General features: G+C 61.8%; 24 protein-coding genes and 3 pseudogenes. 16 read left to right on the forward strand and 11 right to left on the reverse strand.

Features of this window, described 5'->3' with window-relative positions; genetic code table 11:
- Positions 1 to 175 precede the first annotated feature (175 nt).
- The 3 genes and pseudogenes from NKH78_RS07960 to NKH78_RS07970 all read right to left on the reverse strand — a co-directional run.
- Positions 176 to 924 (reverse strand): annotated as a pseudogene (locus NKH78_RS07960) (ABC transporter ATP-binding protein); the annotation flags it as partial.
- On the reverse strand, positions 918 to 1,997 hold the full coding sequence (locus tag NKH78_RS07965; protein WP_352777388.1) for a FecCD family ABC transporter permease: 1,080 nt from the start codon (positions 1,995 to 1,997) through the stop codon (positions 918 to 920). The pseudogene NKH78_RS07960 and the gene NKH78_RS07965, both read right to left, overlap by 7 nt.
- A complete protein-coding gene (locus tag NKH78_RS07970; protein WP_352882849.1) occupies positions 1,987 to 3,096 on the reverse strand; it encodes an ABC transporter substrate-binding protein in 1,110 nt (369 codons plus the stop codon). The genes NKH78_RS07965 and NKH78_RS07970 overlap by 11 nt, the downstream gene beginning before the upstream one ends.
- 142 nt (positions 3,097 to 3,238) lie before the next feature.
- On the opposite strand from NKH78_RS07970, the gene NKH78_RS07975 reads away from it, so the two are divergent.
- The 11 genes from NKH78_RS07975 to NKH78_RS08025 all read left to right on the forward strand — a co-directional run bounded on the left by NKH78_RS07975 (position 3,239) and on the right by NKH78_RS08025 (position 16,429).
- Positions 3,239 to 4,030: a class I SAM-dependent methyltransferase gene (locus NKH78_RS07975; RefSeq protein WP_352777386.1), complete on the forward strand. Its 792-nt coding sequence runs from the start codon at positions 3,239 to 3,241 to the stop codon at positions 4,028 to 4,030.
- 419 nt (positions 4,031 to 4,449) lie between these two features.
- Positions 4,450 to 5,289: a hypothetical protein gene (locus NKH78_RS07980; RefSeq protein ID WP_352777384.1), complete on the forward strand. Its 840-nt coding sequence runs from the start codon at positions 4,450 to 4,452 to the stop codon at positions 5,287 to 5,289.
- Positions 5,290 to 5,421: 132 nt separating this feature from the next.
- Positions 5,422 to 6,468, forward strand: coding sequence for an NAD(P)-dependent alcohol dehydrogenase (locus NKH78_RS07985; protein ID WP_352777382.1), 1,047 nt, complete (start codon positions 5,422 to 5,424; stop codon positions 6,466 to 6,468).
- Positions 6,469 to 6,825: 357 nt separating this feature from the next.
- Positions 6,826 to 7,728 (forward strand): carbohydrate ABC transporter permease, encoded by a 903-nt coding sequence (locus NKH78_RS07990; protein WP_352777434.1) that lies wholly within the window; start codon positions 6,826 to 6,828, stop codon positions 7,726 to 7,728.
- Positions 7,728 to 8,627, forward strand: a complete 900-nt coding sequence (locus tag NKH78_RS07995) for a carbohydrate ABC transporter permease (protein WP_031212286.1) — start codon at positions 7,728 to 7,730, stop codon at positions 8,625 to 8,627. The genes NKH78_RS07990 and NKH78_RS07995 overlap by 1 nt, the downstream gene beginning before the upstream one ends.
- A gap of 48 nt (positions 8,628 to 8,675) precedes the next feature.
- A complete protein-coding gene (locus NKH78_RS08000) occupies positions 8,676 to 10,205 on the forward strand; it encodes an ABC transporter substrate-binding protein (RefSeq protein ID WP_352777380.1) in 1,530 nt (509 codons plus the stop codon).
- Positions 10,206 to 10,270: 65 nt separating this feature from the next.
- Complete coding sequence (locus NKH78_RS08005; protein ID WP_352777378.1) at positions 10,271 to 11,797, forward strand: xylulokinase; 1,527 nt, start codon at positions 10,271 to 10,273, stop codon at positions 11,795 to 11,797.
- Entirely contained in the window at positions 11,790 to 13,115 is a 1,326-nt protein-coding gene (locus tag NKH78_RS08010; RefSeq protein WP_352739061.1) for an iron-containing alcohol dehydrogenase, read from the forward strand. The genes NKH78_RS08005 and NKH78_RS08010 overlap by 8 nt, the downstream gene beginning before the upstream one ends.
- Before the next feature lie 77 nt (positions 13,116 to 13,192).
- Entirely contained in the window at positions 13,193 to 14,275 is a 1,083-nt protein-coding gene (locus tag NKH78_RS08015; RefSeq protein ID WP_352701481.1) for an ABC transporter ATP-binding protein, read from the forward strand.
- Entirely contained in the window at positions 14,276 to 15,331 is a 1,056-nt protein-coding gene (locus NKH78_RS08020) for a hypothetical protein (RefSeq protein ID WP_352701482.1), read from the forward strand.
- A gap of 99 nt (positions 15,332 to 15,430) precedes the next feature.
- Positions 15,431 to 16,429 carry a sugar-binding transcriptional regulator gene (locus tag NKH78_RS08025; RefSeq protein WP_352507685.1) on the forward strand — a complete coding sequence of 333 codons (999 nt, stop codon included), beginning with the start codon at positions 15,431 to 15,433 and terminating at the stop codon, positions 16,427 to 16,429.
- Positions 16,430 to 16,481: 52 nt separating this feature from the next.
- On the opposite strand, the gene NKH78_RS08030 is transcribed toward NKH78_RS08025, so the two are convergent.
- From NKH78_RS08030 to NKH78_RS08050, 5 genes are all read right to left on the reverse strand, one after another.
- The gene (locus tag NKH78_RS08030) at positions 16,482 to 17,213 is read right to left on the reverse strand and encodes an ATP-binding cassette domain-containing protein (protein WP_352701483.1); all 732 of its coding nucleotides are present in this window, start codon (positions 17,211 to 17,213) and stop codon (positions 16,482 to 16,484) included.
- 2 nt (positions 17,214 to 17,215) lie between these two features.
- Complete coding sequence (locus NKH78_RS08035; protein WP_023678771.1) at positions 17,216 to 18,196, reverse strand: ABC transporter permease; 981 nt, start codon at positions 18,194 to 18,196, stop codon at positions 17,216 to 17,218.
- A gap of 200 nt (positions 18,197 to 18,396) precedes the next feature.
- A complete protein-coding gene (locus NKH78_RS08040; protein ID WP_352777376.1) occupies positions 18,397 to 19,380 on the reverse strand; it encodes a sugar ABC transporter substrate-binding protein in 984 nt (327 codons plus the stop codon).
- 39 nt (positions 19,381 to 19,419) lie between these two features.
- On the reverse strand, positions 19,420 to 20,625 hold the full coding sequence (locus NKH78_RS08045) for a mandelate racemase/muconate lactonizing enzyme family protein (protein ID WP_352777375.1): 1,206 nt from the start codon (positions 20,623 to 20,625) through the stop codon (positions 19,420 to 19,422).
- Positions 20,626 to 20,638: 13 nt separating this feature from the next.
- Positions 20,639 to 21,358 carry a FadR/GntR family transcriptional regulator gene (locus NKH78_RS08050; protein WP_502899785.1) on the reverse strand — a complete coding sequence of 240 codons (720 nt, stop codon included), beginning with the start codon at positions 21,356 to 21,358 and terminating at the stop codon, positions 20,639 to 20,641.
- A 356-nt stretch (positions 21,359 to 21,714) separates the two neighbouring features.
- Here NKH78_RS08050 and NKH78_RS08055 point away from each other — a divergent pair, with 356 nt between their 5' ends.
- The 5 genes and pseudogenes from NKH78_RS08055 to NKH78_RS08075 all read left to right on the forward strand — a co-directional run bounded on the left by NKH78_RS08055 (position 21,715) and on the right by NKH78_RS08075 (position 24,767).
- Positions 21,715 to 22,707 (forward strand): Tim44 domain-containing protein, encoded by a 993-nt coding sequence (locus NKH78_RS08055; protein ID WP_352777373.1) that lies wholly within the window; start codon positions 21,715 to 21,717, stop codon positions 22,705 to 22,707.
- Positions 22,708 to 22,871: 164 nt separating this feature from the next.
- Entirely contained in the window at positions 22,872 to 23,012 is a 141-nt protein-coding gene (locus NKH78_RS08060) for a hypothetical protein (RefSeq protein WP_352777371.1), read from the forward strand.
- A 26-nt stretch (positions 23,013 to 23,038) separates the two neighbouring features.
- Positions 23,039 to 23,154 (forward strand): annotated as a pseudogene (locus tag NKH78_RS08065) (IS3 family transposase); the annotation flags it as partial.
- Positions 23,155 to 23,269: 115 nt separating this feature from the next.
- Positions 23,270 to 24,094, forward strand: coding sequence for a PA3715 family protein (locus tag NKH78_RS08070; RefSeq protein ID WP_352777370.1), 825 nt, complete (start codon positions 23,270 to 23,272; stop codon positions 24,092 to 24,094).
- A 124-nt stretch (positions 24,095 to 24,218) separates the two neighbouring features.
- Entirely contained in the window at positions 24,219 to 24,767 is a 549-nt protein-coding gene (locus NKH78_RS08075) for a class I SAM-dependent methyltransferase (protein WP_156948240.1), read from the forward strand.
- 136 nt (positions 24,768 to 24,903) lie between these two features.
- Here NKH78_RS08075 and NKH78_RS08080 read toward each other — a convergent pair whose 3' ends face one another.
- The 3 genes and pseudogenes from NKH78_RS08080 to NKH78_RS32590 all read right to left on the reverse strand — a co-directional run.
- Entirely contained in the window at positions 24,904 to 25,062 is a 159-nt protein-coding gene (locus NKH78_RS08080; protein ID WP_352508778.1) for a hypothetical protein, read from the reverse strand.
- Between the two features lie 40 nt (positions 25,063 to 25,102).
- Entirely contained in the window at positions 25,103 to 25,336 is a 234-nt protein-coding gene (locus NKH78_RS08085) for a DUF6429 family protein (RefSeq protein WP_352777368.1), read from the reverse strand.
- A 178-nt stretch (positions 25,337 to 25,514) separates the two neighbouring features.
- Positions 25,515 to 25,685 (reverse strand): annotated as a pseudogene (locus tag NKH78_RS32590) (3'(2'),5'-bisphosphate nucleotidase CysQ); the annotation flags it as partial.
- Positions 25,686 to 25,893 lie beyond the last annotated feature (208 nt).

The following is a 25,893-nucleotide window of genomic DNA, read 5'->3' on the forward strand; positions in this document are numbered from 1 at the left end:
GCAAGCACGCTGTCGCCTTCAACCAGCGGTTAGAGGACCAGGTCGATCAGTGCGGGCGTCGATCAACCGGCTTAATGCCGTTGCCGTCACGCGGCCGGAACGGCTGCCGCCTCGAATCTGCTCCGAAGCCCGGATCGGTCTCCGCTGCCGGCATTGTGAGCGTCCGACGCCCATCCGCCACGCCATCCACGATGACATGGCCGATGCCGCGCGAGCACGGCTCGATGCGCGCGTTGAGATGATAAATGTCCCGCGCAGATGTGAGGTGATGATGTCCCGCGTTGGCCCGCATGCGACCAGCCGGCCGTCCGCGATGACCATTGTCTGATCGCTGAAGCGCAGGGCCTGATTGAGGTCGTGCAGGGCGATCAGCACGACCATGCCTCGCGCCCTGGCAAGTTCCCGCATGAGACCGAGCACTTCCACCTGCCGCGACAGATCGAGTGCTGATGTCGGTTCGTCCATCAGCAGGACCTCCGGCTCGCGCACCAGCGTCTGTGCCAGGCTGGCGAGTTGCCGCTGGCCGCCGGAAAGCTCGCCAATGTTGCGGAAAGCGATGTCGGCGATGCCGAGCGCCGCAAGGGTCTCGTCGATGCGAGCCAGATCATCGTCGCCCACGGACCAGCCCATACCCTGCTTGCGGGCGAGCAACACTGACTCATAGACGGTGAGCACCGCGTTGGCGGACGTTTCCTGTGGCATGTAGCAGATGCCGCTCGTCCCGCGAATGGCCCCCTCGACATGCATTGCTCCCGGTCCGTGCAGGAGGCCGGCGATGCGCCTGAAGAGCGTCGACTTCCCGGCGGCATTCGGACCGATCACGGCCACAATGTCTCCGCCCTCGAACGCTGGGGTCGTCACATCCCGAAGCCGGAGGCTCGTGCCGTAGCGCGCGCCGAGCGCCTCAAGCCGGATCGTCACCATGAGCGCCTCGTGCTGGAGAGGACGAGCGAGATGAAGAAGGGGATGCCGATCAGCGAGGTGACGATGCCGATCGGGAAGACCGTCCCCGGGATAAGCGACTTGCTGACGACCGAGCTGGCCGACAGGATGAGCGCGCCCGCAAGGGCCGAGGCGGGCAGGAAGAAGCGTTGGTCCTCGCCGATGATCATGCGCGCGATGTGCGGGCCCACGAGGCCGATAAAACCTATGGTGCCGACGAAGGCGACCGGAATGGCGGCGAGGAGGCTCACCAGGATGAGCGTCTCGAGCCGCAGGCGACCGACTTTGACGCCGAAGCTGGCCGCCTTGTCCTCACCGAGCCTCAACGCCGTCAGCGCCCAGACGCGCCGGGCGAAAATGGGTAAGACTGCGAGGAGAATGAATGTGGTGACCGCAACCTTAGGCCAGGTGGCCTTGGTGAGGCTGCCCATTGTCCAGAAGACGACCGCCGCCAGCGCTTCCGCCGACGCGAAAAACTGGACGAGCGCGAGCAGCGCGTTGAAGGTGAAAACCAGCGCGATGCCGAGCAGCACGATGGTCTCCGCGCTGACGCCGCGCTTGACGCTCAGCACGTGAATGAGGAAGGCCGCCAGCATCGCCATCACGAAGGCGTTGATCGGCACTACATACTCGACTGCGGCGGGGACAAGCCTCACTCCGAAGGCAAGCGCAAGCGCGGCGCCGAAGCTCGCGGCGGCGGATATGCCGAGCGTGAAGGGGCTCGCCAGCGGATTATTGAGGATGGTCTGCATCTGCGCGCCGGCCACGGCGAGCGCCGCCCCTACGACAATCGCCATCAGGGCCACCGGCATGCGGATGTCCCAGAGCACCACGCGCACCTGCTGCGGCACGGTGTCGGGGAACACAAGGGCCCGCACGACCTCGCCGAGGTCGTAGCGGGCGGGACCGACCGCAAGGTCGACGCACAGGCTGAAGAGCAGGGCAGCGCCGAGGCCGGCAAGGATCACCTGCCGCCGCCAGACGAGGGCGCGGTAACGCCCTCGTCCATCGGTGCTGTGGAGCGCGGTGCTGACGGCCGTCGATTCAATCGACATCGGTCAGCGAGACCCAGTGGCCGGGCCTGTATGCGATGGGCAGGAATTTCTTGTGCAACTCGCTGAAGGACGCCTCAGGATCAAGGTCGGCGAAAAGATCGGGATGCAGCCACTTCGCCATCTGCTGGATGGCCACGAACTGATAAGGACTGTTGTAGAACTGATGCCAGATGGCATGCACCGCGCCGTCCTCGACGGCCTTCACGCCGGTCAGCGCCGGCCGCTCGGTCAGCGCCTTCAGCTTGCGCACCGCCTCCGCCTCATCACGGCCGGGGCCGACGCCCACCCAGGCACCGCCCGGTACATAGGCTTCCCACGAGCCGCCGGTGACGATGATCTGATCCGGGTCGGAGGCGATGATCTGTTCGGGATTGAGTGTGCCGAAGGTGCCGGGGATGATGTCTTTGGCGATGTTGTCACCGCTTGCCATCTCAACGAATTTGCCGAAATTGTCGTCGCCGAAGCTCATGCAGCAATCGTCCGAATAGCCGCCGGCGCGTTCGATGAAGACCTTGGGCCTTTCCGGCTTGGCCTTCTCGATTACGTCGGTAACGCGCACGATCTCGGCGGCGCGCCAGGTGATGAATTCCTCGGCGCGCTGCTCCTTGCCGAACAGCCTGCCAAACAGGCGCATGCTGGGTTCGGTGTTGGTAAAGGGACGCTCGCGGAAATCGACATAAACCAACGGAATGCCGGCAGCGGTGAGTTTCTCGATATACTCGGCGTCTTCCGTGGCCTGCTTCGACTCGATGTTCATCACGATGACGTCGGGCTTGAGCGATACTGCCTGCTCGACGTCGAAAGTGCCGTCCTTGAAACCGCCGAATGTGGGGATATTCGCCATCCTTGGGAATTTTTCCAGATAGGCGGCGTAGTTGTCCGGATCCGCTTGGCTGAAATTCTCGCGCCAGCCAGCGATGCGCTTGAACGGATCCTCGGTGTCGAGCGCCGCGACGAGATAGACCTGCCGGCCCTCACCCAGGATTACCCTCTCGACAGGGACGTTCACCTTGACTTGGCGGCCCGTGATGTCGGTCACTGCAATCATTTCGGCCCTGGCGGCCAGCGTCATCGACAGAGCGACGATAGCGGCCGCCATCGTCGCTGCTGGGATCTTTCCGAAATTCATCGCGCCCTCTCTTGAAATGGATTAGCCAGAGGGGCTTATAAAAGATGACTTCAATTCTCAAGAAATATCTTTTAGAGCCATTCCAGACTGGTTCGACGACAAGGGGTCTGGAATGGCGGGCGAGCCCAATTATTCGCTGCGGGACGAGATACGCGACTATTGGTCGACGCGCGCTGGAACATTCGACCTTTCGGTGGGGCATGAAATCTTCTCACCGCGCGAACGCCTGGCCTGGCACAGGCTGATACTCAAGCACTTGGGGCGCGGGGATGGGCGTCGCGCGCTCGACCTCGCTTGCGGCACCGGGGTCATATCCCATCTCATGCACGACCTGGGTTATGCCGTGACCGGGCTCGATTGGTCAGAGGCCATGCTTGCCCGCGCGCGTGCAAAGGCGACGCAGAGGGAAAGCGGCATCCGGTTTCTGTTCGGCGACGCCGAGCGCACCCTTGAAAAAGCAGAGAGCTATGACGTCCTCGTCACCCGTCATCTCGTCTGGACCTTGGTGGATCCGCGAGCAGCATTCGCCGAATGGTTCTCGCTGCTCAAGCCTGGCGGACGGCTGCTGATCATTGATGGTGATTTCGTCAGTAAGACCTGGGTAACCTCTCTGCGACAAGTCCTGGAAAGGGCCGTTGGCCGGACAGTCGGGCCGGTCCACGAACTGGATCAGGTGATGGCGGACCGCCATGGCAGCATCCTCTCACGGTTGCACTTTTCGCATGGCGCCAAAGCGGACGAGGTCTGCGCGCTTCTGGTGGAGGCTGGCTTTGAGATGCCTGTGGTCGACACCCGGCTCGGCGCAATTCATCGTGCGCAGGCGCGGCACATGAACTTCCTCAGGGCGCTGGAACGCTCGACGCAGCATCGCTACGCGATCTGCGCGACCAAGTCGGCCTGGTAGTTGGGGAATTCTAACGATTTCCACAACCATCTATCGGCGATCGTCGGCTCTCACCCCGCCATTCTGATCTGACATCCGTACCGCAGATATGCGACGTCGGAGTTGCACAGGAGCGATCTTTGCCGAGCAGATACCCTACGTCGCGCTTATGTGGCGGTAAGTTGTCAGTCCGCTACGTCAAGTTCAAGCCAGAGATTAAGAAGAACGGAGCAATCGCCGCATAGGCGTCTGCCTGCGTGGGTCTGGACGGATTCACTCATGCGCAATATGAATTATGAGTGGAGATGAGGCTGCCGTGGCGCTCACATTTTCGCGGTGTCGCTAAGGCAGGTGACGCTCATTCAATGACGCTGCGCCGGGTGGGTTGGCCTTCTGGTCTAACGCGCCCGCAGAAGTGTCGATATCAGGGGATCTGGTCAATGACCGACAACAAGCCAGACGTTACCAAGGATTGGCAAGCGACGCAGGGCCAGAAGTCCTCCGCCACGCGCCTTCGCCTTTTCGCCGCACTCTCGTGGATCGTCGCCATTGGCGGCGAGATCTACGGAATCATGCTGCTTCGCCAGAGCAAGTTCGGCCAGGCACACCTGCCGCTGGTCATCGGCCTTCTGGTCGGCATCGCGATTTTCGCAATCGCCGGCAACTTGCTGTGGAAGGCGGCCAACAGGCACGATCCGGCCCGTGCATCCGACACGGCCAGGTTCTTCTTCCAAAACCAGCTCGGCGCAATTATCACGCTGATTGCTTTCCTTCCGCTGGTTTTCTTGATCCTCACCGACAAAAACATGGATCCGCGGACCAAGAAGGTTGCCGGCGGCGTCGGCGCTGCTCTGGCCGTGCTCGCGACGGTCATGGGGATCAGTTTCAAACCCCCGTCGGTCGAGCAGTACACCCAGGATATGAACGCATGCGCGGCCCAGATCAAGTCGGGGCAGCCCACCACCGCCTGTTCGCCCGATGTCGCCGCTCAGGCGCAGGCGATCGCGACGGACACCGCCGCGGTAACGGCGGCGACGCGGGACGCGAGCCACCCCGCCGGTCAGGATGTCGTCTACTGGATCGCGCCGGAAGCCGGAGCCGCGAAGTCCGCCGAGCCGCATGTTTTCCACCTCTGCGCAGGCGTGAGTCCGCTGAAGGGCAAGACCGTGAATAGTGGCTCAGTGACGGAGGCCTACGCGCAGAACGCCGTCCGCATCACGAAACAGATCGATATGGAACAGAAGCAGTGCGGGTTCACCCCCACAACCAGCACCAACTGAACCTGCCTGCGCTCGATCGCGTCTATCGGGGCCACAGCGCCAGCCCGGAGAACAATGATGCATAGATGGACGGTGTGTATACCCGTAGAGGGTTAAAGGCCCCTACGATCGGCTTTAGAGGAGACTACGTCGATGACGAACGTGCGCGCCCTTGTCCTCGAACGCCAACACGAACTCAAGCTGCGTGACATCGATCTGCCACAGACCGTCGGCCCGGGCGAAGTTCGCATCAAAATCCACACTGTCGGCATCTGCGGCTCCGACGTGCACTACTACACACATGGCCGCATCGGCCCGTTCGTGGTCGAAGCGCCGATGGTCTTGGGCCATGAAGCCGCCGGCACCGTCGTCGGAACGGGTGAAGGCGTCGAGCATCTGAAGGTCGGCGACCGCGTCTGCATGGAGCCGGGTATCCCCGATCCCAATTCGCGGGCGAGCCGGCTCGGCCTCTACAACATCGATCCAGCGGTCAGGTTCTGGGCAACGCCGCCGATCCACGGCGTGCTGACGCCCTATGTCGTCCACCCCGCCAACTACACTTTCAAACTGCCCGACAATGTCAGCTTCGCCGAGGGCGCGATGGTGGAGCCCTTCGCTGTCGGCATGCAGGCGGCGGCCAAAGCGAAGATTGCGCCGGGTGACACCGCGGTGGTGATTGGCGCCGGGCCGATCGGCACGATGGTGGCGATCGCCGCGCTCGCCGGCGGCTGCGCCCGCGCCGTTGTAGCAGATCTCGCCCAACCCAAGCTCGACATTGCCGCCGGCTACCAGGGTGTGATCCCGATCAACGTCCGCGACAAGAACCTGGCGGCGGAGGTCAAGCGCCTGACCGATGGCTGGGGCGCCGACGTGGTGTTTGAATGCTCGGGCTCGTCCAAGGCATGGGAGACCCTGCTCGATCTGCCGCGGCCCGGTGGTACCGTGGTGGTGGTCGGCCTGCCGGTCGCGCCGGTGGCGTTCGACATCGCTACGGCCTCTACCAAGGAAATTCGCATCGAGACGGTATTCCGCTATGCCCACCAATATGACCGGGCGATCGCACTGATGGGATCGGGTCGGGTCGATCTCAAACCATTGATTTCGGCGACCTTCCCCTTCGAAGACTCCATCACCGCATTTGATCGCGCGGTCGAAGCCCGGCCGGCGGACGTAAAGCTTCAGATCCAATTGCCGGATTAAGGCGAGTTCCAAATCCCCCGGGCTGCCCTCCCGATCTCCTGTGCGTTGCGTAGCTTCTTGGGCCGCCAAGGCTGGCTGACGGCAGCCCTGAGCGCTTTTGGTGCTGACACACGGCATTTACCGGCGGCGCTCCCTCCAAAAACAACTCCACACCCGGCGATGACGGGATCCTCTGGGACCACGAGCAAATCCCTTGAGTGCTGAGAGGGAACCGACACTTGACAAATCGGCGGCCGTCCGACACGCTCTTAACAAAAGGCACAACAAACTTACAAAAGTTCAAGTTGGCACAATCTGGCCGATAGGGAGAAGGCCGATGCATCTCTGTGACCGAGCGGAGATTTGCGCGTGAGCACGATGACCGTGACCCGCGAAACGCCCAGATGGGCCCTGCCCCGGTTCATGACGGCCGAGCATCCTTTCCCCTGGCTCGCGCCGATCACGGTGATGCTTCTCGTTTTCGGTATCTACCCCCTCGCCTATTCAGTCTGGCTGTCGTTCCACAAACGCAATGTCGTCTCCCGGCAACTTGACTTCGCCGGGCTCCACCAATGGACGCGCGCCTTCTCGGATGCGCGTATGTGGCATTCGTTGGAAACCACGCTGATCTACACCTTCGTCGCGCTTGCGGTTCAGCTTGCGCTCGGCATCCTCATCGCGCTTCTGCTTGACACCGATCGCAAAGGTTACGGGGTGCTTCGGGCGCTGATGACACTGCCGCTGGTGGTGCCGCCTGCGGTGACCGGAATGATGTTCCTGCTGATGCAGGACGGCTCTTTCGGTGTCCTATCGTTTTACCTCTATGCCCTCGACCTGATCTCGCCGGCACAGCCGATCCTGACGCAGCCCGGAACCGCATTGGCGGCGATCCTGCTGGCAGACATATGGCAGTGGACGCCGTTCATGGTGCTCATCATCCTGGCAGGGCTTAGGGCGCTGCCGAAGGAACCGTTCGAAGCCGCGGCGATCGACGGCGCCACCGGCATCCAGACGTTCTGGCGGCTCACATTGCCGATGCTGCGCAAGGTGATAGCGGTTGCGGTGCTGATCCGCGGCGTCGATCTCTTTCGCATCTACGACTACGTCTACATCATCACCGCTGGCGGGCCTGGCACGGCCACCGAGACGCTTTCATTCTACGCGGGGCGAATCTACTTCACCGGAGACTTCCCCTATGCCGCGACCCTGTCGCTGATCGTGCTCGTCGTCTTGATCGTCGTGTCGAACGTCTTCGTCAGGCTGTTCAAGGTGAGGTTCTGATGGAGTCGTCGCGCGCCCAAACGATCGCCCGTGACGTGCTCGCCGTCCTGGTGGTGGCGATCTTCATGTTCCCGATCGCGTGGTGGGCCCTGTCGTCCATCAAACCCTATTCGGCGATCTTCGATCGCAGCGGACCGGTCTACACCGGTTTCACGCCGACGCCGGACAACTACCGCGTGACGTTGCTTGGCGTTTCGCGCGTCGACATCGGCATGGAACAGGGCGGCGAAGCGGCCGGGGTCATCAAGGGGGGCGCGAGTTCCTATGATTCCCGCCAGTCGTTGCTCGACAGTGCCATCATAGCCGTCGGATCGACGGCGCTGACGCTGCTGCTGGCAACTCTGGCCGCCTATTGCCTGTCGCGAATGCAGTTCAGCGGCCAGCAGTCCTTCCTGTTCTGGATTCTCTCGCAGCGCTTCATGCCGCCAATCGCGATCGTCATTCCGATCGTTTTCATGTTCCGCGATCTCGGCTTGCGCGATACCTATACGGGGCTCATCCTCGTTCACAGTTTGATCAATCTGCCGCTGGCGGTTTTGCTTTTGAAGTCGTTCTTCGACGACGTCCCGCGCGAGGTCGATGAGGCGGCGCTGATCGACGGCGCGACGCGCTGGCAGACGTTCCGGCGCGTGGTCCTTCCCATGGTCAAGGGCGGCATCGCTGCGACGGCTGTGCTGTGTTTCATCTTTTCGTGGACCGAGTTCCTGCTCTCACTGTTCCTGACAACGTCGATCCGCACCGTGCCGGTGAAGATCTCGACGTTTGTCACCTCGACCGCAACCGAGTGGGGCTACATCACAGCGCTCGGCACGTCCGCGATCATACCCAGCTTCATCTTTATCCTGCTGGTTCAACGGCATCTGGTCCGCGGCCTCACCCTCGGGTCCCTGAAGGAGTGAGGCGCAGGCGAGAAGAACGACGACAAAAAACGCAACGGAGGAACGATCATGAGCTTCAGAGAACACGACAAGAAGACATTCGTCGCCGATACCTGCAACGACTTTACGGCGCGCCGAATAACCAAACGCGACTTCATGAGGAAGATGGCGCTCGCCGGTGTCGGCTTTTCTGCCTTCGGATCAGCCATGCTAGGTGGCGGCCGCACCAATCGGGGGATCCTGGGCCTCGGGGTTGAAGAAGCCCGCGCCCAGGACGCCGATATGTTGAAGTGGCTGGCCGATGTCGGCAAACCGTATGCCGGCACCAAAATCCGCTACACTTCGGAAGCGACGCCGCCAACGATCGTCGCCAACCAGCTTGTCGCGGGTGAATTCACCAAGGCCACCGGCATTGAGGTGGAAGTCGAGATCGTGCCGCTGGAGCAGGTTCTCGCCAAAGCGACGCAAGATGTGCAGGGCCAGCTTGGCACCTATGACGTCTACTATCTCGACCAGTCCTGGATGGCGACATTTGCGCAGGATGTCGTCGATCCGCGCGAGTATTACGACCAGAACAAAGAACTGGCGATGCCCAACTTCGACTGGGACGATTTCTCCAAGCCGCTGGTCGACGGCATCGCCATGTACAACGGCAAGCAGTGCGGAATCCCCTTCGATATTCCGATCTTCATCCTGATGTACCGCAAGGATCTTTTCGACAAACACAACATTGCGCTGCCGACAGACCTCGACGCCTACCTCAAGGCCGTGCAGGCGCTCACTGAGGCAGAAAAAAGCAACGGCATCTTCGGCACCGCGTGCCAGGCGAAGTCCGGCCATTATTCGCTGGAATGCGACTGGACCTTCGCCTTGTGGGGCCATGGCGGGTCGATCTTCAACAAAGACAAGAAGTTTGTCGGCAATGACGAGCGCGGCGTGGCCGGGCTGCAATTCTATCAGGAGCTGGTCAAGAACTCGCCGCCCTCGGCGACGACTTGGACATGGGACGGCCAGGGACAGGCACTGACACAGGGTCAGGCGGCGATGGCAATCACCTGGGGCGAAGATTTCCCCGGCTTCGACGCCAACGATTCCAAGGTCAAAGGCTTGTTCGAGGCCCTGCCCGCGCCCAAGGAGGTTCCCGGTCGTCGCGCCGCCGCCGATTGCGGCTTCAACGAAATCCCGGCCGTTGGTCACCAGGGCGGCTCGACGATTTCGCTGTCGCAATATTCCAAGAACAAGGAAGCGGCATGGCTGTTCATGCAGTGGGTCTGCTCGAAGGATGTGATGGCGCGGGTATCGACGCTCGGCGGCGGCGCCTCGCCGATGCGCAATTCTTCCTTCACCGATCCTCGCGTGAAGGCGAAGGCCGTTGTCGGGCCTGGAACGACACGCCACTTCGACGCGATCAAATACACGATCGACAACCAGATGGGATCGGAGCCGGACATGCCGATCTGGGCGGATCTGTCGAACAACGACATTCCTGTTGAGCTCGGCAAATTGCTTACGGGCCAAGACTATGGCGGCAATGCCAAGGCGTGCCTCGATGCCATTGCCGGCATTGTCGACGGCAAAGTCAAGGACGCCGGTCTTTAGCGGCTCGTCGGTGATTTGGGCGAAGGCGGCTTCCACCGCCCTCGCCCTTTGGCAATGTGGCGGCAATGGTTCCGGATCTCGTCATCGGCATCGATTCCTCGACCTCGGCAACCAAGGCGATCGCCTGGGACCGCAATGGGCTGGCCGTGGCTGAAGGCCGTGCACCGCTTGCAATGTCCAACCCGCGTTCGGGCTATTTCGAGCAGGATCCGGCCGAGTGGTGGGCCTCGACGGTCACGGCGCTTCGTGCTGTCGCGGCAACAGTTTCGCCGGCACGCATTGCCGCCCTTGCGATTGCCAACCAGCGCGAGAGCTTCGGCCTTTTCGACGAGCAGGGCCAGGCGGTCGGGCCGGCGACGCTCTGGCTCGATGAGCGCGCCCGTGGGAAAGCACGGCGCTTCGGCGAGAGTTTCGGCGCGGCACGCGTCCACGCAATATCGGGCAAGCCGCTCGACGTCATTCCTTGCCTTTACCGCATGATCTGGTTTCGCGAGGAAGAGCCCGAGATTTTTGCCCGCGTGGAGCGAATGGCCGAAGTCCATGGCTATCTGGTCTTTCGTTTGAGCGGCCAGTGGGTGACATCCACCGCATCCGCCGACCCGATGGGCATACTCGATATGCGAGTTATGGACTGGTCTAACGAAATATTGGACGCTGCGGGCGTCGCGCGGCGCATGATGCCGGACCTGGCGCGGCCCGGCACGGTTCTGGGCCAACTGACTTCGGAAGCCGCCATACTGACGGGCCTGCGGGAGGGCACGCCGATCGTCGCCGGCGGCGGCGACGGTCAATGCGCCGGAACGGGCGCTGGCGTGTTGCAGCCGCGATGCGCTTACATCAATCTCGGCACGGCGGTCGTCTCCGGCAGCTTTGGCACGGACTACGTCCATGACCAGGCCTTCCGCACCGAGACGGCGGTCGCCGATGATGGCTATATCTACGAGACGTGCCTTCGCGCCGGCACTTTTCTCGTCGACTGGATGGCGCGCGAGATGCTTGGCGTCGATCTGCATGGCGCAAGCGGCCTGGCAGCGCTCGAGGCCGAAGCCGCTGCCAGCCCGATCGGCGCAGGTGGCATAATGCTTCTTCCCTACTGGCAGGGCGTCATGGACCCGCACTGGGACAGTACGGCCCGTGGTGTGATTGCCGGGCTGTCCGGCTCGAGCAGCCGCGGCGACATCTATCGTGCCGTGCTGGAAGGCATAGCGCTGCATCAGGCCGCGACAAGTCAGCGGGCCGCTGCAGCTGCCGCCCAGACCATCGGCCAATTCATAGCCATCGGCGGAGGGGCGAAGTCCGACCTGTGGATGCAGATTCTGGCGGATGCACTTGATCGTCCCGTAAAGCGTTCGACGACGGTGGAAGCCTCCTCGCTTGGCGCGGCGATGGCGGCGGCAAAGGGCGTGGGCTGGTTTTCCACCATCGCCGAAGCGTCGCTGGCAATGGCCAGCGAGCCGGCCAAAACCTTCGAACCAGACGCGAAACGGGCCGCGCTCTACGCCGAACTTCTTGCGATCCATGCCGATCTTTGGCCAACGCTTTCAACCTGGAACCAGCGTCTCGCGGCCTTCATGGAGACCGATCATGGCTGAAGCGAGCAACTGGAACGCCTTGATCGAGGACGTTGTCGCAGGACGCTGGACAGATCCCAAGACAGGCGCAGCCGCGGTCCTGCCGTTCCAGACAATCGAATTGCTGGAGACGACGGAGGGCCGCGAGGGGGATCTCGTTGCGCCTCTGGCGCTAGGCAGCCGCATCGCCGTGGTCTCTGACATCAACACCGTCGATGTGATGGGCAGGCGCGTCGCGAAGGCGCTGCGTGCCATCGCCGAAATCGACGAAATCGTGCTGCCTGACGGCCTCGACTGCGATGAGGCAACGATCCAGATGGTCAGGGAGAAGACGCGTCACGCCGAAGGCGTCGTGGCCGTCGGGTCCGGCGTCCTCAACGACAGCTGCAAGCATGCAACCTTCCTCGACCAGCGGCCCTATGCCGTCTTCGGCACGGCGGCCTCGATGAATGGCTATGGCGCCTCGACAGCGTCGGTGACGTTGGCTTCAGGGCTCAAGATCTCGCTGCCCTCGCATGCTCCGCGAGGCATCTTCCTGGACCTTGGCGTGTCGGCTGCAGCACCCAGTTGGCTCAGCGCCGCCGGGCTTGGCGACAGCCTCTGCCGCTCCACCGCCCAGATCGACTGGTGGGCTTCGCATCGGCTGTTCGGCACTTACTATTCCGAGGTGCCTTATCTGCTTCAGGCGGGCGATGAGGAACCGATGCTGGCCCATGCGCCTGGCCTTGCCAGGCACGACATCACCGCCGTCGGGCATCTCCAGCGCGTCCTGACGCTGTGCTCGATGGGCGTGTGCTTTGCCGGCGTTTCCCATCCCGGGTCCATGGGGGAGCACCAGATCTCCCATTGGGTCGACATGTTCGCGCAAGCACATCATCCAGGCACCACGCACGGCCAGCAGGTCGGGGTTGCCTCGCTGGTCATGGCGCGTCTGCAAGCGCGGCTGCTGGACATGGAAGAGCCGCCGCAGGCAAAGCCAACCGTCATCGACGAGGCGGCGATGCTGGCCCGCTATGGAGCGCAGCTTGGACCACTTTGCATTGCCGAGATGAGGAAGACAGCACTCGACGCCAGCCAGACGGAAATCTTCAACCGGAAACTCGCGGAAATCTGGCCGGCCCTGCGCCAGGAGGTTCGGCCAATGGCAATGCCGGTTGCCCGCATGGAGGCAGCCCTGAAGGCTGCGGGGGGGCCGGTCACCGGCGCGGAACTAGGCCTGCCGCGCGCGCTTTGGCACGATGCCATTCGCTATTCGCGAGAAATCCGCGGCCGCTGGTCCTTTGTCAATCTGGCCGCCGATGCAGGACTCCTGGAAGAATTTCTGGACAGCGAATGGTGAGAGCGCATCCGATCGCCAATGGCTCGCACGGCGAAAATGAGATCCAACCGGCAAGGGCAATCGAAGGGTAGGAATTTATGGCGTCTGTCACCATCAGCAACATAAAGAAGGACTATGGCGCCCTCTCGATTATCGATGGACTCGATCTCTCGATCGAGGATGGCCAGTTCGTCGTTCTGTTGGGGCCGTCCGGCTGCGGCAAGTCCACGTTGTTGCGCATGATAGCCGGTCTCGAGCCCATCACGTCCGGTGAGATCGCCATAGGCGACAGGGTCGTCAACACGCTTCACCCCAAAGACCGCAACATCGCGATGGTCTTCCAGAATTACGCGCTTTACGCGCACATGACCGTCTTCGACAACATGGCCTTTTCCATGCAGTTGAAGAAGCGCCCCAACGAAGAAATCAAACAGAAGGTCGGGTGGGCGGCATCGATCCTCAACCTGACTCCCTATCTGGAACGGTACCCTCGCCAGCTTTCGGGCGGCCAGCGGCAGCGTGTCGCCATGGGCCGCGCCATCGTGCGGGACCCAACTGTGTTCCTGTTCGACGAGCCGCTGTCCAACCTCGATGCCAAGCTGCGGGTGCAGATGCGCACCGAAATCAAGGAACTCCACCAGCGACTGAAGACCACCACGGTCTATGTCACGCATGACCAGATCGAGGCCATGACCATGGCCGATGTCATCGTCATCATGCGCGACGGCCGTATCGAGCAAATCGGGCGCCCGCTCGATGTCTACGATCACCCGGCAAACCTGTTCGTCGCTTCTTTCATCGGCTCGCCCGCAATGAACATGTTGCATGGCGAGGTGGCATCCGAGCGTGACGCCTGGGTGGTGCGGACCGACGAGCTATCCCTCCCGCTGCCGCCAGGGGCTGCGGTCCGGCCCGGCCAAAGGGTGATCTACGGCATTCGCCCCGAACATCTTCGACCCGTGGCCAACGGGCGCGGCATTCCGGCCAGGATTACGGTTGTCGAGCCGACCGGCCCCGAAATCCACATCTTTGCCAGCATGGGCAACACCGCGATCTGCTCGGTGCTGCATGACCGGATGGAGCTCTCTCCTGGAGCTTTAATCCATCTGGAACCGGCGCCTGAGCGAATCCACCTGTTCGACCAAGGCAGCGGCGAGCGACTGGACAAGGGAAGAAGCTGAATGGCCCAGGTCGTTATCCTCGGCGCCGGCGTCATGGGCTCTGCCATGACGCTTCCGGCCGCTCACGCGGGTAACCGCATCACTCTTGTCGGCACCCATCTCGACGAGGAGATCGTCGGCTTGGTGGCCGGCACAGGTCGTCATCCGCGCCTCAACATCACACTGCCTGATATGGTAGCCGCCAGGTCCTGGACCGAATTCGGGGCAGCGATGAACGATGGACCCGATCTGCTTGTACTCGGCGTCTCGTCGGCCGGCATTCCTTGGGCGATCGAGCGCATTGCAGAAAGCATCAAGTTGCCGGTGCCGATACTGATGATTACGAAAGGACTTGCAGCAAGCGACGAAGGCATCGAAATCCTGCCACATCTGCTTGCCCGCGAGATCGAGCAACGCACCGGCTTGTCTGTCCCGGTGATGGCCGTCGGCGGACCGTGCATTGCCGGCGAACTGGCGGCACAGCGCGACACCTCTGTGATCGTGGCCGGGCACGATCCCGACCAGGTGGCCGCGGCGTACCGCATTCTGCGCGCGCCTTTCTATCATGCGCGATCGTCACCCGATCTCGTCGGCGTCGAGATCTGCGCTGCTTTCAAGAATTTCTACACACTCGCAGTTGGGGCTCCCGTCGGACTGCTGGAGCGCGACGGCAAGGCGCCCAATGGTGCGCTCATGCACAATCTTGCCTCGTCACTTTTCTCGCAGTCCCTCGCGGAGATGGCGATTCTGGTCGATGCTCTGGGCGGAAAAATCGAAACAGTGCTGGGGCTGGCAGGCTCCGGCGATCTTTATGTGACCTGCCAGGCGGGCCGTAACGGTCGCATGGGGCGCCTGCTTGGCCGCGGCCTGCCCTATTCCGTGGCGAAGCGCGAACATATGAGTTCGGACACGGTCGAGGGAGCGCAACTGGCGCTGGACCTTGGTCCGACTTTGAAGAATATGATGGCCCGGGGTGTACTTCCCCATGATCGCCTGCCGCTGACGACCGCCATCATCGACGCGGTTTGTCACGATGCTCCGCTGGTTTTGTCCTTCGACCGCTATCATCGAGGCTAGCGGAGCCGGGGAAACTCGATTGATGCCTCATATCGATGAGCACATGGCTCGGCCGAGCCCGCTCTGGACCCGCTGCCGCGGAGTGGACAGGATGATCTGATGGAGAAACCCGCACGAAAGAAACGCGACGGCCGCCAAGCTGTAACGAGTTCGGTCACGGCTGATCGTGAGGAAGGGCTGCTCGTGCGCGCCGCCTGGCTTGCTTACGTCGGTGACCTCACGCAGGCGCAAATTGCCAAGTCTCTTGGCCTGACCCGCCTTCGCGTCAACCGGATGCTGGCGCACGCGCGCCAGCGGGGGATCGTTCAGATTCGCATCAATTCGAAGGTGGCGAACTGCATCGAGCTGGAGCACCGGCTGCGGGACGCCTATGGTGTCTCGGATCCAATCGTGGTTCCGACACCACCCGATCCTGCGCTGGTGCCACAGGTCATCGCAGCCGCCGCCGGTGAGGCCCTGTCGCTCAGAATCCGCGACGGGATATCGGTGGGCGTGGGATGGGGACGGACGCTCCAGCTTAGTCTGCGGTCAGTGACCGTACGCCCGGTCAAAGGAATGTCGGTCGTTTCCCTGCTTGGTGGGCTCACGCGCGGATCGGCGATCAACATCTATGAGATCGCTTCGCGGCTCGCGGCGCTTTTCGATGCGGAATGCTTCTACATCGCAGCACCGGTGTTCACGGACACTGAGGCCACGCGCGATCTGCTTATGCGCCAGTCCATTCTGGAAGACGCCTTCACCCATGCCCGCGACGTTGACGCCGCTTTCGTTTCGGTGGGCGCGGTGCACAAGGACGCCACCATTTTTCGGATCGGACTGGTAGGCGACGATGATCTCAAATCGCTCCGCGAGGCGGGAGCCGTCGGCGATATTTGCGGCCACTGGATCGGCGCCGACGGACAACTCGTCGATCACCCGCTAAACAATCGCGTAATCGGTCTCGCGCCCGAACATCTGCGCGACATCGACACTGTGATCCTCCCCTCCGGTGGCCTCGACAAGGTTCCGGTGCTGCGCGCCGTGTTGCGTCTGGGAGTCGTCGATGTGCTGATCACCGACGAGAAAACCGCTGAGGCGATCCTTGCGCAAAAGCCGTAGCGCAGACTGATCTCTACCAGCAGAGCGGCTCGCGACTGATCGCTTCTTCGCGTCACAGAACCTCGTGGATTTCCTCGATCGAAGTCTCGCCGATCCGCTTGTCGAGAACGATCTCTCCACGCGCCATGGCCACGACCCGGTCGCAGCATTCGAAAACATGATGCATGTTGTGGCTGATGAAGACGCTGGTGATGTTCTGGGCCTTGAGCGCGCGAACGAAGCCAATCACCTTTCGCGTCTCCTTCACCGAAAGATGATTGGTCGGCTCGTCGAGAATCATGACTTTCGACTTGAAGTGCATGGCCCGGGCGATCGCCACGCCTTGGCGCTGGCCGCCCGACAGTTCGCCGACCAGCGCGTCCGGCGACCTCAGATGCAGATCGACGTCGGCGATCGCCTTGACACTTTCATCACGCATGCGCTTCTGGTCCAGGATGCCGATGCCGAAAACCGAGCCCTTCACCGGCTCGCGTCCGATGAAAACGTTGCGGGCGATGGTCATGGTCGGCACCATCGAATTGTACTGGTAGATCGTCTCGATGCCGCGATCCATGGCGTCGCGCGGATTCGAGAATAGGACCGGTTCACCTTCGATCCTGATCTCGCCGCCATCGGGCTTTTGGGTGCCTGACAGGATGTTGATCAACGTCGATTTGCCGGCGCCATTGTCGCCGACAAGGCCCAGGGCCTCGTCTGGATAAATGTCCAGAGTGACGTTCTTCAAGGCGTGGACGCCGGAATACCATTTCTGGAGTCCCTTGATCGCGATAATGGGTGCCGCCATGATCACGTCTCCACCTTCATTGCCCTGCCCCGCTTTCGCAGCCAGGCATTCACGACGACCGCGAAGATAGTCAGGAAGCCGATTGCCATCTTGAACCAGTTGGCGTCAACCTGGCTCAGCACCAGTCCGTTGTCGATGACGCGAATAAGGGCAGCCCCTATGATGCCGCCGAAGATAGTGCCGATGCCGCCAGCCAGCGAGGCGCCACCGATGACGGCAGCCGACACGGCTTGCAACTCCAGCCCCTCGCCGATCGAGGGCAGCGGCGCGCCGAGCCGCATCACCTGAATGGTGCCGGCAAAGCCGGCGAGCACAGAACAGATCATGAAGCAGGCGACCTTCACCCGGGCCGTCGGGATGCCCATCGATTGCGCGGCAGGCAGAAAGCCGCCGGTGGCGCGCACCCAGTTGCCGAAATTCGTGCGCGACAGAAGGACCGTCGCCAGGATTGCCACGGCGACAAACCAGAAGAACGACATCCGAAAGAGGTCGCCTGGCCCCACATAGATCGTAAACAGCCATTTGGGCAGAGCGTTGGCCGGAATGACAGGAGGGAAGCCACCGGAGATTACCACCGTCAGCGAACGCGCGATGAACAGCATGCCAAGCGTGGTGATGAAGCTTGGTATCGCGAAACGAATCGTTATGAACCCGTTGAAGAAGCCGATCAGGGCGGCGATCGCGAGGCCGGCGGCAAAGGCCGGCGCGAACGGCACCCCGGCCGCCAGCATCACCGCCATCGTCATCGGGGTCAGCGCAAAGACCGAGCCCACGGAAAGATCAAACTCGCCGCATATCATCAGCAGGGTCACGCCGATCGCGACCAGCCCCATTTCAGGCAGCAGTCCAAGCATTCCGCGCACGTTCTGTGTGTTCAAAAATACGCCGTTCGAGCGTATCTGAAAGACAAGGAGGAGGAGGAGCAGGAACACGACGGCCGCAAGCTCCGGCTTCTCCAGGTAGATCTTCATCAAGCGCTTCATCGATCGCTCCGGCTTGGGATTGTTTTCCGCTGGCTTGTCGCATCGACAAGCGGTATGGCGGCAGTCTGTCTTCTACCGTATTTGACGGAGAGATGCGGTGGCAGGATGAGGGGCGGAGCTAAAACGCCCAAAGGCCACGCGGCCTGCCCCTCACCCCTGCCCCCTCCCGCAAAGAACGAGGAGAGGATGCCGGCTTCGCCCTACCGCACGCCTTTTGCGGCCAGTTCCTTGAGCTTCGGCACGTCTTCCTTGACGATGATGCCCTTGCCGGTGTCGATGTCTGCCGGCAGCAGACCGATGTTCTTGGAAAGATAGGCTTCCATCACCGGCATGAAGCCCTGCATGTAGGGCTGCTGGTCGACCTGGACCTGGATATAACCCGCTTCCATCTGTTGCAGGACTTCCGAGACGATATCGAAGCCGCCCATCAGCACCTTGCCCGGCTCGATGCCGCGATCGATCAGCACTTGGGCCACGTAGGCATGCCAAAGGCCGGTGTCGAAATACACCGTGGTGTCCGGGTGGGCAGACAGATAGGCGCCAACACGATCGGCGACGACGGCGCCATCTGTGCCGGTGTCGAGCCGTTCGATGACTACTTCGCGTCCGCCATTCGCGGCCTTGTATTCCTCAAGGAACTTCATGACACCGGCAGCGCGCTGTTCCGACCAGTTCTGACCGGGCGCGGAGACGCCGACGAGCGCCCTGATCTTTCCTTCCTTGGGGAAGAACTCGGACATCTTCTTGCCGAGTTCGTAGCCGGCGGGAATGAAGCCCTGGCCGATGAAGGCCTGGCGGGCATTGCCGGCTGCACCCTCGGTGTCGTCGACGTTGGACGCAATCACCGTGACGCCGGCAGCGCGGGCGTCGGCGATGATCTGGTCGAAAGCATTGTTGTCGACGATCGAGGTGATCAGCGCGTCCGGTTTTGCCGCGAGTGCCGCCTGCATGTTGGCCGATTGTTGCTCGATCGAGCCTTCGGTCTGCGTGAAGACCATTTGGCAATTGGCCTGTATCTTGGCGCAGGCGTCGTCAAACCCCTTCTTCACCGCCTGCCAGAACGGGTTCGACGCCGACGAATGATGCGTGAAGACGATGTTCATCGGCTCCTGTGCGCGTGAGCCGATTGCCGAGCCTCCAGCCAGTACTGCTCCCAAGGCTGCCGAGATAAGTAGCTTCTTCATGGTTCTCCTCCTCCGTAGAAAGCTGCTTCAGGTTCATTTTCAGAGAGTCGATGCGTCAGTCACCCGTCGAAGCGCCGTGAAGGCGCGATCGATCTCCGGGTTCAGTTCCATGCCGAGGCCCGGTCCGGGAGGCACGGTGATCATGCCGTTCTTCACCTGCGGCAAAGCGGTCACAAGGTCGCGGTACCAGGTCTTGTAAAAGGCCCTGACACTCTCCTGGACAAGCGCGTTCGGCGCATTCAGCGACAGGTGGGTCGATGCGCCGAGCACCACTGGACCGGTGCAGTCGTGTGGCGCGACCGGCAGGTGCCATGCCTCAGCCATGGCAGCGATCTTGCGCGCCTCCGAGAGCCCGCCGCACCAGCTGATATCGAGCATGATGACACCAGCCGCTCCAGTTTCGAGAAGGTCGCGGAAGGCCCAGCGGGAACCGAGTGTCTCCGAAGCCGATATCGGCGCCAGCGAAGCCTCGGCATACCGTTTCAGGCTGGACAGGCTGTCCATTCTGATCGGATCTTCGTGCCAGAAGGTCTTGTAGGGGGCAAGCTCGCGAGCGATCTGGATGGCCGGCAGTAGCTGCCACATTGAATGGAATTCAACCATGATGTCCATCTTGTCGCCGACCGCATTGCGGATTTTCTCGAATGGCGCCAGCGCGGAATTCAAGTCGGGCTGCGATATATACTGGCCGCGCGTTTTCTCGGCGGCCATGTCGAACGGCCAGATCTTCATGGCCGTGATGCCTTCCTCCAATAACGAATGCGCCAGTTCGTCGGCGCGGTGAAGGAAGCCGTTCAGATCATCATAGGCGTCGCCGGGCTTATCGAGCCCGTAGTTGGCCGTCGTCTGGCCCGTGGCCTTCTTAATGTATTCGGGTCCGGCACAGGTGTTATAGGTCCTGATCTCGTGCCTGGTGAACCCGCCGAGGAGCTGTGCGATCGGCTGACCCGTGGCCTTTCCAAACAGATCCCAAAGCGCGATGTCGAAAGCGGAATTGCCCCTGACTTCCGCGCCCGTCGATCGGAAACCGAGATAGCCGACAAGATCGGCGGCGAGCAGGTCGATCTGCAAGGGGTCGCGACCGATCACGCGCGGCGCGACATATTCGTGCAAATAGGTCTCGACGGTCTCGGCCATGAAGAAGGTCTCGCCCAGTCCCACGAAGTCTTCGTCCGTGTGAACCAGGACCCAGAGAAGGTTCGGCCGCTCCTTGAGCCGCAGCGTTTCCAGTTTCGCGATCTTCATTGCGCCCCCGTCCTCAGGCGATGCCGGCCGCCAGCAGGGCCTTGACGCTCTCGTCAAAATGCCTCGCCATCAGGTCGCGAGCAGACTGGGGATCACCGGTCTCGATTGCTTCGGCGAGCTCGATGTGGATCTGGATCATCTTCAACTGCTCGGCATCCGAAGGGCGGCTGCGCCAGCCGATCGGCCAGGTCTGGCGCGATACGCGCTCGAACGCGCCTACGATGAGGCTAAAAACCGGATTCTTTGCCGCCTTGGCGATTTCGAGGTGAAAGGCGAGATCGTGCTCCATGACCTGTTCCGGCCGCTGGAAATTCTCGCGCATGGCAAGCGCGTGCGCCCTGATCCTTTCCACTTCGTCGGCGGTTCTGCGCAAGGCCGCCAGCATGGCGGTGCGGGTCTCGATCGTGCGGCGCACGTCGTAGATTTGCTGCACCGTGATCTGCTCGGTGTGGACGCCATGCTCGATCACCAGCGACATGGCGCCATAGTCCAGCTCGGCGACGGTAGCCCGCCTGCCTGCCCTGAGGTCGATAAGCCGCATCGCGGCGAGCGAGCTGAAGGCCTCGCGCACCACAGTACGCGAGACGCTCAATTGCCTCGAAAGCGCGGCCTCGCTGGGCAGCCGGTCGCCTGGTCCGAGTTCATGCGTGCGGATGTGGCGCGTGATCTCGCCGATCGTATTGCTGACCAGGCTCGCTGCGTCGGAATGTTTTGCGGCTACCACCGTGCTCACGCGATCTCCAGTTCAGAAGGCAAACCTGTATGGCAGGTTTTGCAGATGTGTTGATAGTACTTAGAAAAGCTGTATGTCAAGCTCAAGTCATTGCCGGGAGACCGTCGGCATGGTCGCCGGAAGAGCGGTAACCCGACGCTTGCATATCCGCTGCTCTTGATGCGCCAGACGGCGGTCGGCCGGGTGCGGCGCGCCTGCATGCTCGGACAGGCAATCATCTCGCTTGGGCAGGCTGGACAGTCTCATCGTGAACCCCGGCGGGCGCCCGACCATGCCGTCGGAAAATATCTCATTCACTGATATTTCGATCGACGCACCCCATATGGGTGGACAGAGTGTCACTTGAGGATTTGCCTATGCTGATTTCGCGTTGGGGACGGTTTGCAGTTTTGTTCGCCGGATTGTTCCTGGCATTTTCCACGGTCGCTGTGGATCACGCCGATGCGCGCCGTGGCGGCAGCTTCGGCAGTCGCGGCATGCGCACTTTCCAGCCGGTCCCGCCGACCAGAGTCGCGCCGCAACCGGCCGCACCGGTCGAGCGCTCGATGACGCCTAATGCGGCAACGAACAATGCGGCCCGTCAGCCGCAGGCATTCCAGCGCCCAGGCTTCTTCAACGGCCTCGGCGGATCGATGATGCGGGGGCTGCTCCTCGGCGGTTTGATCGGCGTTCTTCTGGGCCATGGGTTCGGCGGCTTGGCCGGCATGTTGGGCCTTTTGCTCCAAGTACTGCTGATCGGCGGCGTGATCATGCTGGCGATCCGCTTTTTCCGCTCGCAATCGACATACAACCCAGCGCCCGCTACGGCCGGTGCCTCGCGGGGTACGGGGAGCTTTGGGCGAAACGCTGCAGCTGGGCCCGAGCCGAGCAACGCTACAGCTTTCCCCATTCCAGGCATCGGGTCAGGATTTGGCGGAACGAGCCAAGCCAACGCTTCGGATGAGATCACACTCACGCAAACCGACCTCGACACGTTCCAGCAACGGCTGACGGAAGTTCAGGAGGCATTCGGGCGCGAAGATCATGCTGCTTTGCGCCGGTTGGCGACGCCCGAGATGGTGTCCTATCTGTCCGAGGAACTTGCCGACAATGCCAAAAAGGGCGTCAGGAACGACGTGTCGGACGTCAGCCTGTTGGAGGCCGATATTGCGGAAAGTTGGCGGGAGGGTGACCGCGACTACGCGACGGCTGCTTTGCGCTATGAGTCTCGCGACGTGACCCGCGATCGCAGCAGCGGCAAGATCGTTGAGGGTCAAGCCGATCAGCCGACCGAGACAACCGAACTGTGGACCTTCATGCGCCAGAACAGCGGGGACTGGAAGCTCGCCGCAATACAGCAGCCGAGCTGATGTGCTTGCCCGACTGAATGCCTGCCAGGAGACTTGTTCAGTTTTGCCAGCTGCGCGCTTGAAGGCCGGTCAGCCGAGGTGAAGCAGCGGGCTCTATCGGCCCAGCGGCAGCTTCGAAGTCGAAAGCAGTTCGGCCTCATCCATCACTCCGGCCGTAATTTGCAATGATGCGCGACGCGAGCGCTTCATGCTCTATTGGGCTGGGTGTCAGCGGCTTTCTGGCCGCGTCTTACGGAACCGTTGGCAACGCGATCGTCGGCAATGTCGATGTGCGCTCCACCACCTTCGTCGCGGCGTTCGGTTAGAGCCCACCCTGCCTCATGTTCGAGGTTTGGAAGCGTCGGCACTGCGCGAGCTTCTTTCAAAAAAATGGTAGGGCCCGCCGCCAAGCGCGAAGCCATCGTGCATCTGCAGGCCACGATTGGAGTGTCGGAGCGGCGGGCCTGTTCCTCTGGCGGCCATCGAGGCGTCGTTAGCCGCACTTTCCGCGCACCCCTGTGCGCTGCCACCAATCTCGCGTAGACATGCCTGCCGGCATCCCGCGCTGCGATGTGAGAACCTCATGCGAATCCTGTTGCCTGTCTTCTTCCTCTGCCTGACCAGCCTGTCGCCCGCCCGGGCAACGGCCGGCGATTGCGGCGATGCCGCCGCCCTGGTGCGGCAGGCCTATCCCAAGGCCCAAAAGAGCGCCGACCGCGCGTCGTTCACGCTTGTACCCCATACGAGCATCGCCTCAACGCTCCCGGAGAGCGATGCGCCATTCGGCCTCGCCTGCAAGATCTGGCCGGCTCATGACGACCTGCTTTTGGTCGCGGTACCCCTGATCGACAGTGCTAACGGCGACCACCTGCATGTCGGCGACATCGAGCTGCTGGTGGTCGATAGAAAGAGCCTGCGGGTGCGCCAGCGCCTGCTCCAGCCTGGACTGATGACCGATGATGCCATCGCGATCCGTAAGGTGGAATTCGACACCGGCCGCTATGCACTGGCCCCTGAGGTCACCGCCTTCGGCCTGCGCATCGAAATGGCAAACCATTCGCAAGCTACTCCCTTCACTGAAACCGACCTGCGGCTCTACGCTCTCGTCCGCGGTGAACTCCACGTGGTGCTCGACGGCCTCGTGGTGGCCGGCTCTGGCGGCGATAGCGATGGTAGTTGCGCCGGATCCTTTCATTCCAGCCAGGTCAGCCTGGCGATGAGCCCGGCGCGCCACCACGGCTATCGAGACATCATTGCGGTCGAGCGATCGAATACCGACAATCCCTCCCCCGACCAGAATGGCGAATGCCAGTCCCATCCCGGCAAGCCTGTGAAGCGGACCTACCGGCTGCGCTATCACGGCAGCCGCTACGCGGTTCCTGCGGCACTCAAGGTGATGGGGTCGTGACGCCGCTGCACACGTCCCTGCCTTGGTTCGTCAATGGGATCAATTCCAGTTGAAAGGGTATCGACCGTTAATTCTCTCGTGGTAGGAGGCGCTCAAGGGGGCTCTTCCCAAAGGAGCTGATGATTTGTGGTGGTCAAGATTCAAAAGGGGTTTTGCAGGAACGTGGGACGACAGACTTGACGGGCTATTCTCCGCAAAGGTCGACTACGCCGGAAAATCCATTCTCGATGTTGGCTGCAATATGGGTGTTGTCGCCTATGAGATATCCAAGCTGAAACCCAGTTCGATCCATGGGATCGACATTGCCAAGCCGCATATCGAGACTGCAAAGATGTTGTTGAGCGGCTCCCCGGTACATGCCCGGTTCGATCGCCTGAATCTTGGCAGCCGGCGCCTCGGCAATATCCTTCTACCGAAATACGATATCGTTCTGCTGCTGGCCGTCTATCAGCACATGCAGCGCAACATCGGCCCAGGCAAGGCGCGAAGGGTGCTTTCCAATATTGTGAGGCGCACCTCAAACGTCGTTGCCCGCGTTCCGCCTGGAACGGATGGCGAATTCATCGAAACGCTTTCTGACGAGGGGTTCCAGGTCAAGAGCACTCACACATCGCCCCTTGGTAGTCATGTGCTCGTGCTTGAGAAACCTGCCTTCGGAAATCCGCAGCCATAGAGATTTCGCATCGCGAGTGGCAATCTGCCCCACTAACATCCCATGTGTCAGCAGCGGCACAGACCCGCTGCTGGCTGCAACTCAGCGCGTTGGACGCCCGATTCGCCGGGAGAGCAGCTCGCGGCTGGACTTCGCGTCAATGCCGTTGACGTTTGAGGGTCGCGGCTGCGGTGTTATCTGCCACTGCCTTGACAGACAGAATGCCCCCGTTGGCGTAGGTGACTGGCCGCCATGGCGAGAACATCGCCGTCCCGCCTGGGGTCAGCGCGCCGCCGGTGTCGAAAAATTCAGCCATGTGCGCTATCAGCTCGCAGGCGCCCGTCCAGCGCTCTGGCTCAGGGCGCCGGGCGAGTGAACAGGGTTCGGAATAGCTCCTCAGCACGCCGCAGTCCTTCATCCGTCAGAACCACTGACTTCGCCTTGTTTGCCGGATTCGCGATCAGCCCCTTCTGGTGCAAGCGATCCAGGGCATTCCAATCCAACCCCTTCCAGGCGCGCCTCTCTTCATGCAGCGTCAGCCAAAGCAGGCCCATAACGGCATCGTCGATCTTGTCGGTGTCGATCTCCATGCAAGCAGTTTAACACGCGAAAGCGCTGCCACGATCCACACCGTAGGGTTATTCCTAGCGCAACGGTTCGACTGAAAATAAATGTTTCACCTAGGCGTCGCATGCGCGACGGCGTCATTTGGGGGGACGAGCCGGAATGGGATCCGAGTTCATCATGGTGGCTAAGCGGCCGTGGCAGCCCTTGCCGCTGGCAAATGAAATGCGGATTGGCGAAATCCTCGTCATCGCCCTGGTTGCGCTGCAGGCGAGTGGCTGACCGTCCAGCGTACCCGTCATGCCGCCGGCAGCGCGCAGTACCGCGTCACCCGCCGCAGGGTCGCATTCCAATAGTGCGGCCGAAGCGCGGATAATTTTGCGGGGGCAGCTCTTTTCCGACCCGCTCTCCGACCCCAGAAGTCTCAACCTTGCTAGAGGTGAATTTTTGACCCCTGAGCGGTTATCTCGGAGCGCATTCCGGCCACAACCGACGTTGCGACATCCCTTCACTGATTCACTGTCCGTCTGCGCCAGAATGCGAAATCCGCTGTGAGCGTCGGGGCTTAGCAACAACCGCTCAA

Source organism: Mesorhizobium sp. M0910 (assembly GCF_040319465.1).
In the GTDB taxonomy this organism is placed as follows: Bacteria; Pseudomonadota; Alphaproteobacteria; order Rhizobiales; family Rhizobiaceae; genus Mesorhizobium.

Bases quoted from the DNA above. Each gene is read 5' to 3' on its own strand.
- NKH78_RS07965 (WP_352777388.1), bottom strand. From the start codon at position 1,997: ATGTCGATTGAATCGACGGCCGTCAGCACCGCGCTCCACAGCACCGAT.
- NKH78_RS07970 (WP_352882849.1), bottom strand. From the start codon at position 3,096: ATGGCGGCCGCTATCGTCGCTCTGTCGATGACGCTGGCCGCCAGGGCC.
- NKH78_RS07975 (WP_352777386.1), top strand. From the start codon at position 3,239: ATGGCGGGCGAGCCCAATTATTCGCTGCGGGACGAGATACGCGACTAT.
- NKH78_RS07980 (WP_352777384.1), top strand. From the start codon at position 4,450: ATGACCGACAACAAGCCAGACGTTACCAAGGATTGGCAAGCGACGCAG.
- NKH78_RS07985 (WP_352777382.1), top strand. From the start codon at position 5,422: ATGACGAACGTGCGCGCCCTTGTCCTCGAACGCCAACACGAACTCAAG.
- NKH78_RS07990 (WP_352777434.1), top strand. From the start codon at position 6,826: ATGACCGTGACCCGCGAAACGCCCAGATGGGCCCTGCCCCGGTTCATG.
- NKH78_RS07995 (WP_031212286.1), top strand. From the start codon at position 7,728: ATGGAGTCGTCGCGCGCCCAAACGATCGCCCGTGACGTGCTCGCCGTC.
- NKH78_RS08000 (WP_352777380.1), top strand. From the start codon at position 8,676: ATGAGCTTCAGAGAACACGACAAGAAGACATTCGTCGCCGATACCTGC.
- NKH78_RS08005 (WP_352777378.1), top strand. From the start codon at position 10,271: ATGGTTCCGGATCTCGTCATCGGCATCGATTCCTCGACCTCGGCAACC.
- NKH78_RS08010 (WP_352739061.1), top strand. From the start codon at position 11,790: ATGGCTGAAGCGAGCAACTGGAACGCCTTGATCGAGGACGTTGTCGCA.
- NKH78_RS08015 (WP_352701481.1), top strand. From the start codon at position 13,193: ATGGCGTCTGTCACCATCAGCAACATAAAGAAGGACTATGGCGCCCTC.
- NKH78_RS08020 (WP_352701482.1), top strand. From the start codon at position 14,276: ATGGCCCAGGTCGTTATCCTCGGCGCCGGCGTCATGGGCTCTGCCATG.
- NKH78_RS08025 (WP_352507685.1), top strand. From the start codon at position 15,431: ATGGAGAAACCCGCACGAAAGAAACGCGACGGCCGCCAAGCTGTAACG.
- NKH78_RS08030 (WP_352701483.1), bottom strand. From the start codon at position 17,213: ATGGCGGCACCCATTATCGCGATCAAGGGACTCCAGAAATGGTATTCC.
- NKH78_RS08035 (WP_023678771.1), bottom strand. From the start codon at position 18,196: ATGAAGCGCTTGATGAAGATCTACCTGGAGAAGCCGGAGCTTGCGGCC.
- NKH78_RS08040 (WP_352777376.1), bottom strand. From the start codon at position 19,380: ATGAAGAAGCTACTTATCTCGGCAGCCTTGGGAGCAGTACTGGCTGGA.
- NKH78_RS08045 (WP_352777375.1), bottom strand. From the start codon at position 20,625: ATGAAGATCGCGAAACTGGAAACGCTGCGGCTCAAGGAGCGGCCGAAC.
- NKH78_RS08055 (WP_352777373.1), top strand. From the start codon at position 21,715: ATGCTGATTTCGCGTTGGGGACGGTTTGCAGTTTTGTTCGCCGGATTG.
- NKH78_RS08060 (WP_352777371.1), top strand. From the start codon at position 22,872: ATGATGCGCGACGCGAGCGCTTCATGCTCTATTGGGCTGGGTGTCAGC.
- NKH78_RS08070 (WP_352777370.1), top strand. From the start codon at position 23,270: ATGCGAATCCTGTTGCCTGTCTTCTTCCTCTGCCTGACCAGCCTGTCG.
- NKH78_RS08080 (WP_352508778.1), bottom strand. From the start codon at position 25,062: ATGGCTGAATTTTTCGACACCGGCGGCGCGCTGACCCCAGGCGGGACG.
- NKH78_RS08085 (WP_352777368.1), bottom strand. From the start codon at position 25,336: ATGGAGATCGACACCGACAAGATCGACGATGCCGTTATGGGCCTGCTT.